We start from the raw sequence: 15,368 nt of genomic DNA, 5'->3' as shown, positions 1-15,368 counted from the left end.
GAGTATCGTCCGGCATGTCGTGCCAATCGATCGCATCCGGTAGTGTGTAGCTTCCGTCTTCCCCGACTCCTCGAAATCGCATGACTGAATCCTGGTACGACCGCAACCTGCTTCCTTACCTCGTGAACCTCGCCTGCGCAGGAAAGCCGATCAGGAAGCAGCGATTGAAGGTCATACCGCGGGCGCAAGGTCGCGTCCTCGAAGTGGGAATCGGCACCGGCCTCAACATGCCCTTCTATGACCGCTCGCGCGTCACGGCGATCGTGGGCGTCGATCCTTCGCTGCGCATGCACCGGTTGGCCCTGGAACGGATCCGGCGCGCGGGAATTGCGGTCGAGTTCGTGGGCATGTCCGCCGAAAGGCTTCACGCGGCCGACGCCAGTTTCGATACCGTCGTCAGCACCTACACCCTGTGCTCGATCGCCGATCCGATCGCCGCTCTTCGCGAGATGCGCCGCGTCCTCGTCCCCGGCGGCAAGCTCCTGTTTTCCGAGCACGGGCGTTCGCCGGATGCGAGCGTCCGCAAGTGGCAGACCCGCCTCCAGCCGTACTGGAGCAAGGTCTCGGGCGGCTGCATGCTCGACCGCGACATTCCCTCTCTCTTGCGCGCGGCAGGCTTCAGGCTGGAAGTGCAGTCGCGCTATCTTCCCGGCCCCAGGATATTGTCCTATCACTATTGGGGCGAAGCGGTCGCGGACTGACGCGTCCGTGATCCGGCACGGAATGCGTCGGACCGCTACACTTCGCCCTGCCATTCCGGAAAGCCTCTCGATGCCGCGCCGTCTTCTTGTCCTCGCTGTCCTTGCAATCGCTCCCCTCGGCAGTGCGTTCGCCGCCGAGCCCCCGCCCGATCCGGCGCTCCATGCGCTGTTCGACCGGGAATTCCTGCGCCGGCAGGAGGAGTCCCCCGAGTTCGCGACAATGCTGGGCAATCCCGCGTTCAACGATCGCCTGCACGACGGCTCCCGGGAAGCGATTGCACGCCGCAAGGCGCACGTGAAGACGGTGCTCGGCGAGCTCGCCCGCTTCGATCCGAAGCAGCTTTCCACGCAGGACCGCATCTCGGTCGAGGTGATGAAGGACAATCTGCGCCGCACGGATGCGCTGAACGCCCTTTATGGGGACCTGCCATTCGGGGCCAGTTTCGGAGATGGCTGGATGCAGCTCTCGCCCTCTTCCGGTCCACATTCCGTCTATCCCATGCTCGTCAAGGCGACGCCGTTCCGCAGCACGCGCGACTACGAGAACTACCTCAAGCGCCTCGATGCCATTGCACGTGTGCTGGAGCAGAGCCAGGCGGTGATGGAGGCGGGGATCAAGTCGGGCTGGATGCCGCCCCGGGCAGCCATGGTGCGAGTGCCCGGCCAGCTTGCGGTCTTCGCGGGCGCCGACGTGATGGCGACGCCGCTTTACGTGCCCTTCCTGAAATTCCCGGCGGCAGTCGCGCCGGACGAGCAGGCCCGCCTCGCGCAAGCGGCGAGAACCGTCCTGGCCCGGCGCGTCCATCCCGCGTTCGCCGCCCTGAAGCAATTCGTCGAGGAGAAATACCTGCCGGCGTGCCGGATCGACCTCGCGGCCTCCACGCTTCCCGCGGGCAAGCGCTATTACGAGATGATGATCGCCGCGAACACGACGACCGATCTGGACGCGAAGGAGATCCACGAGACCGGCAAGCGAGAGGTTGCGCGCATCCGCGCCGAGATGGACAAGGTGATCGCCTCCACCGGGTTCAAGGGGTCGTTCGCGCAATTCGTCCAATCCATCCGCACGGACCCGCGCTTCTATCACAAGAGCGCCGAAGAGATGCTGATGCACTACCGCGACATCGCCAAGCGCGCGGACGCGGAGCTGCCGCGGCTCTTCGCCGAGCTGCCCCGGCTGCCCTACGGCATCCGGCCGATGGAGGCCTACGAGGGAGACAACGCGGAGCACTACACGAGCGGTGCGCTCGACGGCAGCCGCGCCGGTTTCTTCGAGGCCAACACCAATAACCTCTCGCGGCGCGCGAAGTACGACATGGAAGCGGTCCTTCTACACGAGACGGTGCCCGGCCATCACCTGCAGACCTCCCGGGCGCGGGAGTTGAAGGGCCTGCCATCCTTTCGCCGTGCCGCCCACTATGTGGCCTACGGCGAGGGCTGGGCGCTCTACGCCGAGAGCCTGGGCGAGGAAATGGGCATGTACCGCGATCCCTACTCGAAGTTCGGCCGGCTTTCGGCGGAAATGTGGCGTGCCTGCCGTCTCGTGGTGGACACGGGCCTGCACGCGTTCGGCTGGACGCGCGACCAGTCGATCCGCTATCTTGCCGACAATTCGGGCATCCAGGAGAGCGCGGCGATTGCGGAGACCGACCGCTACATCCTGACTCCCGGCCAGGCCCTGGGCTACAAGATCGGGGAACTTCGGATCAAGGCACTGCGCGCGAGGGCGCAGCAGGCCCTGGGAGAGGGCTTCGACCTGCGCCGCTTCCACAATGCGCTTCTCGACGACGGCGCGCTCCCGCTCACGGTGCTCGATTCCCGCATCGACGAGTGGATCGCGCGCGAAAAGCTCGCCAGGTAACTTTCCGACCGAACCGAAGACGGAGTGCCCGCATGTTATCCCGCATTCTTGCTGCCCTACTCGTCGCGGCGATTCCTGCTGCCACCGTCGCCCAACGCACCCAGAAGCCACCCCTGCACGGCCAGGACTGGATGGCCGTCACCGGCAAGCCGCTCGGCGCCGCAGCGGGCGCGAAGGTCTTTCTCAAGGGCGGCAATGCGGTGGATGCCGCGTGCGCCATGATCGCCGCCACCGCCACGATGTGGGACGTTCTGCACTGGGGCGGCGAGACACAGGCGCTTGTCTATAACCCGCACACGAAGAAGGTCATCGGGATCAACGCACTGGGCGTCGCGCCGACCGGCGCCACGCCGGAGTTCTTCCGCTCCCGGGGATTGGACTACCCGCCCGCCTACGGGCCGCTCGCGGCCGTCACGCCCGGCACGCCCGGCGGGATCCTCACGATGCTCGCGGAATACGGAACGCTTTCCCTCGCCGAGGTGCTGGAGCCGGCCATCCGCCTGGCCGACGGTTACCCGATCGAGGCGCAGACCGCAGGCTACATCGAGCGCGAACGCAAGCAGTTGATGCAGTGGCCGGATTCGCGGCGCGTGATGCTGCCCCGCGCCGGCGACCACGCTCCGGAGGCGGGCGAAATCTTCCGTCAGCCCGATCTCGCGGCCACGCTACGCAAGCTCGTCGAGGCGGAAAGGAATGCGCTTGCGGCGGGAAAGGACCGCAAACAGGCGATACAGGCCGCGCAGGATCGCTTCTATCGCGGCGACATCGCGAAGGAGCTGGTGGACAGCGTGCGGGCCCAGGGCGGGCTGTTCACGCAGAGCGATCTCGCCAACTGGACGGTCCATCTCGAAGAACCGGTCGCGACGAATTACCGGGGCATCGACGTGTACAAGCTCACGGCGTGGACGCAGGGCCCGGTCATGCTGCAGGCGCTCAATATCCTCGAGAACTTCGACCTGAAGGCGATGGGCTACAACAGCCCGCGCTACATCCACACGGTGTACCAGGCGATGAGCCTTGCCTTCGCCGACCGCGATTTCTACTACGGCGACACTTACACGCCGCCGGAGGAGCCGGTAGCGGGGCTGCTCTCGAAGGATTACGCCCGCGAGCGCGCACGGCTCATCGACGCGAAGACGAACGACCCGAAGATCGCCCCGGGCGACCCTTATCCGTACCAGCGGATGAAGAATCCGTGGCTCGATCTCCTCAAGCGATGGGATGAACCCCGAAAGGGTCGCCCTGGAACGGGAGGCACGCCGGTCGCGGCCAATGACGCCGCGTTCGAACGCGCGTTCTACTCCGGCACCACCTCGGTGATCGCCGCCGACAAGGAAGGGTGGGTCGTGTCGGTGACGCCCAGCGGCGGCTGGATCCCGGCCGTCATCGCCGGCAAGACGGGCGTCGGCCTGTCCCAGCGCATGCAGAGTTTCGTGATGGATGCCGCGGAGAACCCGTTCAACGTCGTCGCGCCGGCCAAGCACCCGCGAGTCACGCTCACGCCCAGCCTTGCATTGAAGGACGGGCACCCCTATCTCGCGTTTGCGGTGCAGGGCGGGGACGCGCAGGACCAGGACCTGCTGCAATATTTCCTCAACGTGGTGGAGTTCGGCATGACGCCGCAGGCGGCGGCGGAGGCGCCGGGGTTCAACAGCTACCAGATGCGCGCCTCCTTCGAGGCGCACGAATCGAGGCCCGGCCGCATCATGCTGAACGACTCCACGCCGCCGGATGTGCGCAAAGAACTGGAGGCCATGGGCTATGACGCGTTCTACCGCGCCCGGACCTCGGGGCCGGTGAACGCGATCTTCATCGATCGCAGGCACGGCACGTTGTGGGGCGCCTCCAGCAACCACGGCGAGGACTACGGTATTGGCTGGTAACGGTAAACTGGGTTCCTCATCGCATTCAGGGGCCGCCGCATGACTTCTTTCGCAGCGCCGCAGCACGAAACCCTCCTCTCGACGCTGGGCATCGAGATCACGGAGGCAACGAAGGAGCGCGTGGTCGCCCGCATGCCCGTCGGCCCGAAGGTGCACCAGCCTTTCGGGGTGCTGCACGGTGGCGCCTCGGTCGCGCTCGCGGAGACCGTCGCTTCGACGGGGGGCTGGATGAACATCGACCAGGCCACGCAAATCGTGATGGGCATCGAGATCAACGCGAACCACCTGCGCGCCAAGCGCGATGGCGTGGTCACCGCGACGGCTACGCCGGTGCATGTGGGCCGGAGCACGCAGGTGTGGGATGTGCGCATCGAGGACGAGGCGGGCAAGTCCGTGTGCGTCTCGCGCTGCACGCTGGCGGTGGTCCCGAAGCCGCAGTGACTTCCGTGACCCGCGCGCCATTGCCCCGGCCGGCATGAAATACAAGGACTACTACGCCATTCTCGGCGTTGCGCGCGACGCGAGTGCGGACGTCGTCAAGGCGGCCTATCGCAAGCTGGCGCAGAAATTCCACCCCGACGTCACGAAGGATCCCAAGGGGGAGGAGAAATTCAAGGAGATCGCCGAGGCATACCAGACGCTCAAGGATCCGGAGAAGCGCGCCGCCTACGACAATCTGGGCAGCGGATTCCGCGCCGGGCAGGACTTTCGGCCTCCTCCGGACTGGGAGCAGCAGTTCCGCGGCGACGGGCGGGCTGCCTCGTTCGACGACCTGGACCTCTCGGACCTCTTCGCGAGCATCCAGGGGGCCGGGCACGCGCGCTCGCGTTCGCGCGCGAACATGCCCATTCCGGGGGCGGATTTCGAGGTCGCCGTGCACCTCACGCTGGAGGAGGCGCACAGCGGCACGCAGGTGGACCTGAACCTGAGCATGCCCGAGGTCGATGGCGAAGGACGCCTGCGCCATGTCCCGAAGGCGATCAAGGCGCGCATCCCGAAGGGGGCGACGGATGGGCAGCGATTGCGCCTGCGCGGCCAGGGCGGGCCCGGCGCCAACGGCGGCCGCGCCGGGGACCTGTACCTGAACATCGCGCTGCATCCGCACCCGTTCTTCCGCCCCAGCGGCCACGACCTGTATCTCGACCTTCCGCTCGCCCCCTGGGAAGCCGTCCTTGGCGCGACGATCGAGGTGCCGACGCTTTCCGGCAAGGTGAGTCTCACGGTACCGCCGGGAACGCCCTCGGGCCGCAAGCTGCGCTTTGCGGGAAAGGGCCTCGCCAGGCCAGGCGGTGGAGAAGGCGACCTCTACGCCATCGTGCAGATCGTGAATCCCACGGTGACGGACGAACGCGAGCGGGAGCTCTTCCGGCAACTTGCGCAGGCGTCGCGCTTCGATCCGCGCGGACATTTTGCAGGAGGGACGCCCGATGGCGGCTGAACGCGACGATGCGCTGTGGCTCGACGCAGGCGGGCAGGTCTCGCTCGTGGAACTCTCGGAGTGTTCCGGGATACCGGTGGCGACGCTTCGCGAACTCGTGGATTACGGGGCGCTCGCGCCCGCCGACCCGCTCGCGGTCGAATGGACTTTCAGCGCCGAATGCGTGGTGAGCGTGCGCACGGCCGCGCGCGTGTGCCAGGACCTCGAGCTGGAAGCGCGCACGCTCGCGCTCGTGCTTTCCTATGTCGAGCGCATTCACGACCTGGAGGTCCAGGTGCGGCTCCTTCGCGCGCAGGTGGGCGTGCCCGACCGGTAGCAATCCCGGCTTCCGCGCCGAGCGCGCCGGAATTCACGACGCCGGGCCGCGACCGGGCAAGAGGTCCTGCGCAGCCTGCGCGCCGATGGGCGTCTTCCACAGCTCTGCGGCCTCGACGCCCACCTTGCGCCGCCAATTGGGGCGCTCGCGGTCCGTTCCCGGCAGGTTGAGCGCCGTCTCCTCGCCGGCCAGGTCGTCGGCCTGGACCAGCGCCAGCGCGCAGGGCGTCGCGCCGATGAGGCGGTGCAGGGCGTGAGCCGTCGCCACGGGATCCCCGCCCGCCGGTCCCAGCGCCTGCCGCTCCTCGGGCGCGGCGTCCTTCCACCAGCCCCGGATCGTCGGCAGGTCGTGCGTGGAGACGCACGCGATGGCCTTCGCGGGATATTGCCCGGGCGCACGAAACTTCGCGCCGTCCCGTTCGAACCACAGCACGCGGTACGAGAGCACGTCGGAGGCATCCAGGCGTTCGCGAAATCCATCCGGTACGGTACCCAGGTCCTCCCCCACGATGAGGCAGCGCGCGAGGCGGCTTTCCAGCGCCAGCACGCCAAGGAGGTCTTCGAGCGGGAAGCGCACATAGGCGCCCTCGGTCGCCGTTGCGCCTTCGGGAACCCAGAACTGGCGCGTGAGCCCCATGACGTGGTCGATGCGCAGCGCCCCGGCGTGGCGGACATTGGCCGCAATGAGCGCGCGAAAATCCTCGTAGCCCCCGGCAGCCAGCGCGTCGGGACGGGGCGGCGGGAGCATCCACACTTGCCCGGTCAGGCAGAACGGGTCGGGCGGCGCGCCGATCGAAACGCCGCGTGCGAGCAAGGCCTGGTTGGACCACGCCTCCGCACCGTCCGGTGCCGCGCCGACGGCGAGGTCGCGATAGAACCCGATGCCGAGCCCTCCCTCCCGCGCCGACCGGGCAGCGTGCGCAAGTTGGCGGTCCGCGAGCCATTGCAGATAGATCGAGAAATCCACAGCGCGCGCGTTGCGGGCAGCGAAGCGCGCCACGCCCGGGTCGTCGGGCCGGCGCAGCTCCGCGGGCCAGCGTTGCCAAGGCACCCCCGGCCGCGTGGCCGCGATGGCTTCGAACGCGGCGAACCGCCGAAGCCTGTCCCCGCCCTGCGCCACGAACCGGCCGTACTCGGCGACGAGGGCATCACCGGCCGGGCGCTGCACGAAGGCCTCGAAGCATGCCTCGAGGACCCGACGTTTCACGGCCCAGACGCCCGGATACTCGACGGTGGGGCTCGCCGCCAGGTCGAGGAGAGGCACGGAATTCTGCTCCAGCGCGCGGCGCGCCGACTGCGAGTCCGTGAAATCGGGAACGGCCTCGACATCGAGGTACAGGGCATCGAGGAAGCGTCGATCGGAGGGGTGATAGGGACTCGCGCGGTCGCGGTCCCCGGGGAACATCGCGTGCAGCGGGTTGAGCCCGACGAGAGCGCCTCCGGCCCGTGCGGTGGCATTGGCCACCTGCGCGAGCGTCGTGAAATCGCCGATGCCCTGGTCGCCCGGCCTGCGCAAGGCGTACAGGTGCGCGGCGAGCCCGAACCGGCGACGTCCTTCCAGAAGCTCCGGGGGCAGGAAGCACCGGCGCGGCGTGACGACGAGATGGCAGGCTTCGGGTTCCCCCTCCAGTGTCGCGAGGTAATGGCCGGCCGCGAGCGCGGGCAAGGCCACCAGGAGGCGCTGCACGACGCGGCCGTCGTCCGCCACGGTTGCGCGGCCCTGGCAATCACCGCGCGCGAACGGCACGCGAAGCGTCGTGCCATCATCGGCACAAAGGCAAAGCACGCCACGCTCCGGACGATGCCCGACGGCGGACAACGGCAGCCACGTTGTTTCGTTCTCCGCCACGACCTGCGTGCGCGGCAACCGGCGGCCCTCGCGCGCCGAGACCAGTGCGGCGAGCCGCTCGCGCGCCTGGCCCGTCGAAGACACCTCCAGGCCCATGGCCGCGAGCAGTTCGCGGCGCGTGTCGTCCCCGACGACGTGCAGCGTTCCGGATACCTCGTGCCATTGCGCGCCGATGCCGGCCGCCCTTGCAAGGCGGTCCAGCACCGCAGGTTCGATGCCGCGTGCGTGGGCCCGGGGCGACGGTTCGGCCTCCTCGACGAGCAGGACGGCCGAGCGCGGCGCGAGCAGGTCTCCGACATCGTCCGACGAAGGGTCCGGCCTGCCGCCGGCCATCGAGGTATCGAGGGCGCGCCGCCAGCGAAAGCCGTCGCGCGGATCCGGCCAGCGCACGGCGATCGACTCGTGGCCGGCATGGAAGGCGATCGCGACGCGGTCGCCGGCCACGCCTTTTTCGGGGGCGGCGTAAAGCGCGGCGACGAGCGTGCGCAGATTCTGGTCCGCCCAATCGCCGCTGGCAGGGGGCCGACCCTCCGGCAGGCGCCACTCCACGTCCGGAAAGCCGCTCGCGTCAATCGGCTCGCCCGAGAGCCGATGGTCGGACCGAAGGGCGGGGTGGCGGCGCCGAAGGTCGATGAGGGTGGCGACGAAATCGACGAGGCCCGTGTCCGCGTTCGCCCAGTCGATCGCGGTGAGCGCGTTATCCTGGGAGTACGCGTTGTTGTTGCCGTGCTGCGTGCGGCCCAGCTCGTCGCCCATCGACAGCATCGGCGTCCCGCGTGAAAGAAGGAGGGTGGCCATGAGGCTGCGCACGTCGCGGCTGCGGGCTGCGATGATCGCGGGATCGTCGGTGAAACCCTCGACGCCGTGGTTCCAGGAGAAGTTCGAGTCCGTGCCGTCGCGGTTGGCTTCCTCATTGGCGTCGTTGTGCTTGTGCTCGTAGGCCACGAGGTCCGCGAGCGTGAAGCCGTCGTGCGCGCAGACGAAATTCACCGAACGCGAAGGGGCGCGCGTGGGGAAGAAATCCGACGACCCGGCGATGCGCGTGGCTAGTTCGCCGACCATGCCGGCGTCCGAGCGCCAGAAGCGGCGCACGGTGTCGCGGTAGCGATCGTTCCATTCGCCCCACGCGGCGGGGAAGGCGCCGAGCTGGTAGCCGCCGGGCCCGACATCCCAGGGCTCGGCGACGAGCTTCAGGTCCCGCAGCACCGGATCGCTCGCGATGGCCGCCAGCAGCGGTGCATCGGGATCGAACCCGTCGGCGCGCCGGCCCAGGGTGGTGGCCAGGTCGAATCGGAATCCGTCCACGCCCGCGACCGTTGCGTAATGGCGCAGCGTGTCGAGCGCGAGGCCGAGCGCCGGCGGGCGGTCGAGGGCCAGCGTGTTTCCGCAGCCCGCGTCGTTGGCGTAGTGCGCGCGGTCGTCGGCGCGCGCGCGATAATAGCTCGCGTTGTCCAGGCCGCGCAGGGACAGGACCGGGCCCCATTCCTCGCCTTCGCCCGTGTGGTTGAAAACGACGTCGAGCAGCACTTCGATACCGGCCTGGTGCAGGGCGGCCACGCAGGCGGTCAGCTCCCCCATGCCGCCGGGTGCCAGCCGCGGATCGGGAGCCATCATCGCGATCGGGTTGTAGCCCCAATAGTTCGTGAGCCCGTGCCTGGCCAGGTGCGGCTCGTCCACCGCCGCGGCCACCGGCATCAGTTCGAGCGTCGTGACGCCCAGGCGCACGAAATGCGCGATGCCCGCCGGATGCGCAAGTCCGGCAAGGGTTCCGCGAAGGGAGGGCGGAATGTCCGGGTGGCTGCGGGTGAAGCCGCGGACGTGCAGCTCGTAGACGACGGTGTCGGCCCATGGGATGCACGGCCGCGTCGCCGGTGCCGGCGCGAACGGTGGCTGCACGATGCCCTTGGGGACGGCGCCCGCGCTGTCGGTGTCGCTGCGCCTCCAGCCATCGGCCTGTTCGCCGTATAGCGAGGGATCGAGGCGGAACGCCCGGTCGATGGCTGTGGCGTAGGGATCGACGAGGAGCTTGGCCGGGTTGAAGCGATGGCCTGCCTGCGTCTCGTAGGGGCCGTGGGCACGAAGCCCATAGCGCTGGCCGGCGACGATGTCGGCGACGAAACCGTGATGAACGTCGCCTGTGCGCCCGGGTAGCGGGATGCGCTCGAGTTCCGCATTTCCCGCGGCATCGAAGAGGCAGAGCTCGATCGCCGACGCGTGCGCCGAGAAGACGGCCACGTTGGCTCCGCCCGGGACGAGCGTGATGCCGAGCGGCTCGGGGCTGCCGGGCGCGAGGCGGCGCATGCCTCAGGCCGCGGGGAGGGCGGCGAGCTCGCGGTAGAGCGTCGCGTACTGCCGTGCCGGGCGTCGCCAGCCCACTTCGGCGGCCATCGCGTGCCCCTGCAGGCGGCGCCACGTCTTGCGGTCGCGCCACAGGGCAACGGTGCGCTCGAGGGCGAGCGACAACGCCTGCTGCGTCACCGGCGCGAACTGCACGCCGTTGCCCGCCTGCGCGGCGAGCGCCATCTGGTTGGCGTCGATCACCGTGTCGGCCAGCCCACCGACGCGGGCGACCACCGGAATCGCCCCGTAGCGAAGGGCGCAAAGCTGCGTGAGGCCGCAGGGCTCGAATCGCGAGGGCACGAGGAGCGCGTCCACCCCGGCCTGGATCTGGTGTGCGAGGTCCTCGTCGAAACCGAGGAACGCTGCTACGCGTCCGGGGTGGGCGAGGGCCGCGGCCTCGAATCCCTCCTCGATGTTCGCCTCGCCGGAGCCCACCAGCGCGAGCTGGGCGCCGTGCCCGATGAGGGCGGGCACGGCATCGAGCAGCACGTCCATGCCCTTCTGCCAAGTCAGCCGGCTCACCACGCCGAAGAGCGGCGCGCGGGCATCCACCTCGAGGCCCAGGCGGGCCTGCAGCGCGGCCTTGTTGGCCGCGCGCGCTTCGAGGCGCTTTGCGTCGTAACGCGCCGCGATTCGCGTATCGGTTGCGGGGTTCCAGTAGTCCGTATCGATGCCGTTGAGGATTCCCCGGAGCACGCCGGCGCGCTCGCGCAGCAGGCCGTCGAGTCCCATCCCGAATTCCGGCGTGCGGATCTCCATCGCGTAGCGCGGCGAAACCGTCGTGATCCGGTCGGCGAGGGCGAGCCCGGCCTTGAGGTAGCCGATCGTGCCGTAGTACTCGACACCCCCCATCGAGAACGAGGAATCTGGCAGGCCCAGGTCGGCCAGGAGCGCCTTGGGGAATTGCCCCTGGAAGGCGAGGTTGTGCACCGTCATCACGGTTCGAGGGCGAGGCGAGGCGCCGTAGTGCAGGTAGGCCGGCGCGAGGCCCGTCTGCCAATCGTGGGCGTGCACGATGTCGGGAACGAAGCTCGCCACCGCGCCGCCTCCGATGTCGGCCGCAACGCGCGACAGCGCGGCGAAGCGTTGCGCGTTGTCCGGCCATTCCTGGCCGTCGGGGCCCGTGTAAGGATTGCCGGGACGCGCGTACAGGTGGGGCGCGTCGAGGACGAAGAGGTCGAGGTTCGCAGCGCGCGTAGCGAGGATGCGGGCCGTTCCCCCTTGGAGCGTTGCGTATTCCCGCGCCGTCTCGGCGGCGCGAACGGCCTGCATGACGGCCGGGTAGCCGGGCACGAGCGTTCGCACCGCGATGCCTTCGGCCGCAAGCGCCGGCGGCAGCGCGCCCGCCACGTCTCCCAGGCCGCCGGTCTTCACCAGCGGGAAGACCTCCGAGGCGACGGAAAGGACGCGGGGGCCCTTCATGCCGCGAGGCGGTCGATCATCGGCTGGGTGATGAGGCAGATGCCCCGCTCGGTGCGCCGGAAGCGCCTGGCGTCCAGGTCCGGGTCCTCTCCCACCACCAGGCCCGGCGGAATCCTCACGCCCGCGTCCACGATGACGTTGGCGAGACGGCAATGGCGACCGATGTCCACATAGGGGAGCACCACGGCGTTCGTGACGGTTGCCCAGGAATGGATGTGCACGCCCGTGAAGAGGAGCGAATGGCTGAGCGATGCCCCCGACACGATGCACCCGCCCGAAGTGAGGGAGGCGACGCCTATGCCGCGTCGTCCCTCGACATCGTGCACGAACTTGGCGGGCGGGGTGATCTCGGCGTAGGTCCAGATCGGCCAGTCGCGGTCGAAGAGATCGAGCTGCGGCACGACGTCGGTCAGGTCGATGTTCGCTTCCCAATAGGCGTCGAGCGTGCCGACGTCGCGCCAGTACGCCTCGGATTCCTCCCGCGAGCGTACGCAGGAATCGGCGAACCGGTGTGCGATCGCCTTGCCATTGGCGACCATGAACGGAATGATGTCCTTGCCGAAGTCGCGGCTCGAGTTCGGGTCGGCGGCGTCGCGGCGCAACTGGTCGTTGAGCAGGTTCCGCCGGAAGACGTAGATGCCCATGCTCGCGAGTGCCCAGCCGGGCCGGTCCGGCATCTCGGGCGGGTTTTCCGGTTTCTCGAGGAAGGAGACGATGCGGCCCTCGCCATCGACGTGCATCACGCCGAAGCCCTTGGCGTCGGCCACGGGCACTTCAAGGCAGGCCACGGTCACGTCGGCGCCCGAGTTCACGTGCTGCACCAGCATTCGCTCGTAATCCATCTTGTAGATGTGGTCGCCGGCAAGGATCACGAGGTACTCGGGGTCGTAGCCGTCGATGATGTCGATGTTCTGAAAAACCGCGTCCGCCGTGCCCGCGTACCAGTCGTTGACGCCGAGCCGCTGGCTGGCGGGCAGGATGTCGAAGCTCTCGTTTCGCACCGGCTGCAGGAAGTTCCATCCGCGCTGCAGGTGGCGGATGAGGCTGTGCGCCTTGTACTGGGTGGCCACCGCAAGCCGCCGGATGCCGGAGTTGATCGCGTTCGAAAGCGCGAAGTCCACGATGCGCGACTTGCCCCCGAAGTACACGGCCGGCTTGGCGCGCCGGTCGGTGAGCTCCATCAGCCGCGTGCCGCGGCCCCCGGCGAGTACGTAGGCCATTGCGGAGCGAGCCAGTGGCGTGGTGTAGGAATGCTTGCGTCGTTCCTGCGTCCGGGGCGCGGCGCCGGCCGGACCCGGTGTGTTCGCGGGATGCGGGGGGGGAGTCGGATTCGTTTCCATGGCGTTTCCTTCACGGTTTCTGGCGCATGGCCTCAAGGCCCTTCATGCACCAGCCAGAGCGTGGCGAGCGGCGGCAGCGTGACGGTTGCCGAATGGGGCAGCCCGTGGGCGGGCATCGCTTCGGCGACGACACCGCCGGCGTTGCCGGCATTGGACCCGCGATAGGCGTCCGCGTCCGAGTTGAGTATCTCCCGCCAGCGCCCGGGCAGCGGCAGCCCGATGAGGTAGCGCAGCCGCGGGACCGGCGTGAAGTTCGCGATGGCCACCACGGGAGGCGCGCCTTCGCACTCGCGCAGCCAGGCGAACACGCTGTTGTCGCGGTCGTCCACCACAATCCAGCGGAAGCCCGAGGGCTCGCAATCGCGGCCGTGCAGTGCGGGCTGCTCGCGGTAATGGCGGTTGCAGTCGCGGACGAGGGACTGCACGCCGCGATGCCAGTCGATCCCGGTGAGGTGCCAGTCGAGCGCTGCGTCGAAATTCCACTCTCGGCCCTGCGCGAACTCCTGGCCCATGAAGAGCAGCTTCTTGCCCGGGTACGCCCACATCAGCGCGTAGAAGGCGCGCAGCGTGGCGAATTGCTGCCAGGAGTCGCCCGGCATTCGCGCCAGGAGCGAGCCCTTGCCGTGCACCACCTCGTCGTGCGACATCGGCAACACGAAATTCTCGGAGTAGGCATAGACCAGGCCGAAGGTCATCCGGTCATGGTGGTGACGCCGGTGAACCGGGTCCTCGCGCACGTAGGCGAGGCTGTCGTTCATCCAGCCCATGTTCCACTTGAATCCGAAGCCCAGGCCCCCGGACCAGGTTGGCTGCGAGACGCCGGGCCACGCCGTGGATTCCTCCGCGATCGTCATCGCGCCCGGATGGCGCGCGTACACGACCTCGTTCAGACGGCGCAGGAAGGCGACCGCTTCGTGGTTCTCGTTGCCGCCCTGCGGGTTGGGGATCCACTCGCCGGCCTTGCGCGAGTAGTCGAGGTAGAGCATCGAGGCGACCGCATCCACGCGCAGGCCGTCCACGTGGTAGTGCTCGAGCCAGAAGAGCGCGTTCGCGATAAGGTAGTTGGCCACCTCGCGCCGCCCGAAGTTGAAGACCGCGGTCTTCCAGTCCGGATGGAAGCCCTTCCTCGGGTCGGCGTGCTCGTAGAGAGCGGTGCCGTCGAACTGCGACAGGCCATGCTCATCCATCGGGAAGTGCGCCGGCACCCAGTCGAGGAGGACGCCGATCCCGGCGGCGTGGCAGCGATCGACGAAGCGCGCGAAATCGGCAGGCTTGCCGTGGCGTGCAGTCGGGGCGAAGAGCCCGATGGGCTGGTAGCCCCACGAGGCGTCGAGCGGGTGCTCGTTCACCGGCATGAGCTCCAGGTGCGTGAAGCCCATGCCGGTCACGTAGGGCAGCAGCTCGTCCGCGAGTTCGCCCCAGCTGAGCCAGCGGTTCCCCTCACCACGACGCCAGGAGCCGGCGTGCACCTCGTAGATCGCCATCGGGGCGCGGCGCGGGTCGCGAGAGGCGCGGGCGGCCAGCCAGTCCCCGTCGGTCCAGGCGAACGACGAGATGTCGTGCACGACCGACGCATTTCCGGGCCGCAGCTGCATGCCGAATCCCACCGGGTCCGCCTTGAGTGGCAACAGCACGCCGTCGGGGCCGACGATCTCGTACTTGTAGAGCGCGCCCTCGCCGAGTCCCGGAACGAAGATCTCCCAGGTGCCGGTGTCGACGCGGCGGCGCATCGCGTGGCGGCGCCCGTCCCAGGCGTTGAAGTCGCCGACCAGGGAGACGCGCTGCGCATTCGGCGCCCAGACCGCGAAATGCGCGCCCGCGGTTTCCTCGTGCACCATCGTGTGCGCGCCCAGCCGCTCGTAGAGGGCCGTGTGCGTTCCCTCGCCGAGCAGCCAGTCGTCCAGGGTGCCGAGCACGGGCCCGTAGGCGTATGAGTCGTCGATCGTCCAGGTGTCGCTGCCGCGTCTGGCCCGCAGCAGGTAGCGTTCGCGCCGCGCAATCCCGCCGGCGAAGAACCCGCCGCCGTGCAGGCACGCGAGCTGGCCCAGCGGCTCCCCGCGGCGCGTGAGGGCCTCGACCGACTCGGCGCCGGGGACAAAGGCGCGAATCACGGGCTTCCCGGCCTCCTCGTGCAGCCCGAGGACGGCGAACGGGTCGCCATGACGGCCCGCCACGATCGCCTCGATGACGCCGGAGGAGAGGGTCGGGGTCATGAGGGC

The 15,368-nt window shown here is 68.9% G+C and carries 10 protein-coding genes; 6 read left to right on the top strand and 4 right to left on the bottom strand.

The genetic code is table 11. The annotated features are described in order from the left end of the window. The first annotated feature begins 80 nt into the window (after positions 1–80). The 6 genes from IPP91_03425 to IPP91_03400 all read left to right on the top strand — a co-directional run bounded on the left by IPP91_03425 (position 81) and on the right by IPP91_03400 (position 6,199). Positions 81–701 carry a class I SAM-dependent methyltransferase gene (locus IPP91_03425; GenBank protein MBL0141121.1) on the top strand — a complete coding sequence of 207 codons (621 nt, stop codon included), beginning with the start codon at positions 81–83 and terminating at the stop codon, positions 699–701. Positions 702–771: 70 nt separating this feature from the next. Further along, positions 772–2,562, top strand: coding sequence for a DUF885 domain-containing protein (locus IPP91_03420; GenBank protein MBL0141120.1), 1,791 nt, complete (start codon positions 772–774; stop codon positions 2,560–2,562). A gap of 32 nt (positions 2,563–2,594) precedes the next feature. Continuing rightward, entirely contained in the window at positions 2,595–4,445 is a 1,851-nt protein-coding gene (locus IPP91_03415; GenBank protein MBL0141119.1) for a gamma-glutamyltransferase, read from the top strand. A gap of 39 nt (positions 4,446–4,484) precedes the next feature. Beyond that, a complete protein-coding gene (locus tag IPP91_03410) occupies positions 4,485–4,886 on the top strand; it encodes a hotdog fold thioesterase (protein ID MBL0141118.1) in 402 nt (133 codons plus the stop codon). A 34-nt stretch (positions 4,887–4,920) separates the two neighbouring features. Further along, positions 4,921–5,883 (top strand): DnaJ domain-containing protein, encoded by a 963-nt coding sequence (locus IPP91_03405; GenBank protein MBL0141117.1) that lies wholly within the window; start codon positions 4,921–4,923, stop codon positions 5,881–5,883. Further along, positions 5,873–6,199 carry a hypothetical protein gene (locus IPP91_03400; GenBank protein ID MBL0141116.1) on the top strand — a complete coding sequence of 109 codons (327 nt, stop codon included), beginning with the start codon at positions 5,873–5,875 and terminating at the stop codon, positions 6,197–6,199. The genes IPP91_03405 and IPP91_03400 overlap by 11 nt, the downstream gene beginning before the upstream one ends. A 33-nt stretch (positions 6,200–6,232) precedes the next feature. Here IPP91_03400 and glgX read toward each other — a convergent pair whose 3' ends face one another. From glgX to glgB, 4 genes are read right to left on the bottom strand one after another with little or no spacing between them, the layout of a single operon-like run. Further along, positions 6,233–10,348, bottom strand: coding sequence for a glycogen debranching protein GlgX (glgX, locus tag IPP91_03395; GenBank protein ID MBL0141115.1), 4,116 nt, complete (start codon positions 10,346–10,348; stop codon positions 6,233–6,235). A gap of 3 nt (positions 10,349–10,351) precedes the next feature. Next, a complete protein-coding gene (gene glgA / locus IPP91_03390) occupies positions 10,352–11,809 on the bottom strand; it encodes a glycogen synthase GlgA (GenBank protein MBL0141114.1) in 1,458 nt (485 codons plus the stop codon). Next, positions 11,806–13,149: a glucose-1-phosphate adenylyltransferase gene (glgC, locus tag IPP91_03385; GenBank protein MBL0141113.1), complete on the bottom strand. Its 1,344-nt coding sequence runs from the start codon at positions 13,147–13,149 to the stop codon at positions 11,806–11,808. The genes glgA and glgC overlap by 4 nt, the downstream gene beginning before the upstream one ends. A 32-nt stretch (positions 13,150–13,181) precedes the next feature. After that, positions 13,182–15,362, bottom strand: a complete 2,181-nt coding sequence (gene glgB, locus IPP91_03380) for a 1,4-alpha-glucan branching protein GlgB (protein ID MBL0141112.1) — start codon at positions 15,360–15,362, stop codon at positions 13,182–13,184. Between the last annotated feature and the right edge of the window lie 6 nt (positions 15,363–15,368).

The sequence above is a fragment of the Betaproteobacteria bacterium genome, assembly GCA_016720855.1.
In the GTDB taxonomy this organism is placed as follows: domain Bacteria; phylum Pseudomonadota; class Gammaproteobacteria; order Burkholderiales; family Usitatibacteraceae; genus FEB-7.
This window is presented reverse-complemented; position numbering and strand designations above follow the sequence as displayed.

What these genes read in the sequence shown, in the direction of transcription:
- glgB (MBL0141112.1), bottom strand. Translation starts at nt 15,362, where the DNA reads ATGACCCCGACCCTCTCCTCCGGCGTCATCGAGGCGATCGTGGCGGGC.
- IPP91_03410 (MBL0141118.1), top strand. Translation starts at nt 4,485, where the DNA reads ATGACTTCTTTCGCAGCGCCGCAGCACGAAACCCTCCTCTCGACGCTG.
- IPP91_03405 (MBL0141117.1), top strand. Translation starts at nt 4,921, where the DNA reads ATGAAATACAAGGACTACTACGCCATTCTCGGCGTTGCGCGCGACGCG.
- glgA (MBL0141114.1), bottom strand. Translation starts at nt 11,809, where the DNA reads ATGAAGGGCCCCCGCGTCCTTTCCGTCGCCTCGGAGGTCTTCCCGCTG.
- IPP91_03415 (MBL0141119.1), top strand. Translation starts at nt 2,595, where the DNA reads ATGTTATCCCGCATTCTTGCTGCCCTACTCGTCGCGGCGATTCCTGCT.
- IPP91_03400 (MBL0141116.1), top strand. Translation starts at nt 5,873, where the DNA reads ATGGCGGCTGAACGCGACGATGCGCTGTGGCTCGACGCAGGCGGGCAG.
- glgX (MBL0141115.1), bottom strand. Translation starts at nt 10,348, where the DNA reads ATGCGCCGCCTCGCGCCCGGCAGCCCCGAGCCGCTCGGCATCACGCTC.
- glgC (MBL0141113.1), bottom strand. Translation starts at nt 13,149, where the DNA reads ATGGAAACGAATCCGACTCCCCCCCCGCATCCCGCGAACACACCGGGT.
- IPP91_03420 (MBL0141120.1), top strand. Translation starts at nt 772, where the DNA reads ATGCCGCGCCGTCTTCTTGTCCTCGCTGTCCTTGCAATCGCTCCCCTC.
- IPP91_03425 (MBL0141121.1), top strand. Translation starts at nt 81, where the DNA reads ATGACTGAATCCTGGTACGACCGCAACCTGCTTCCTTACCTCGTGAAC.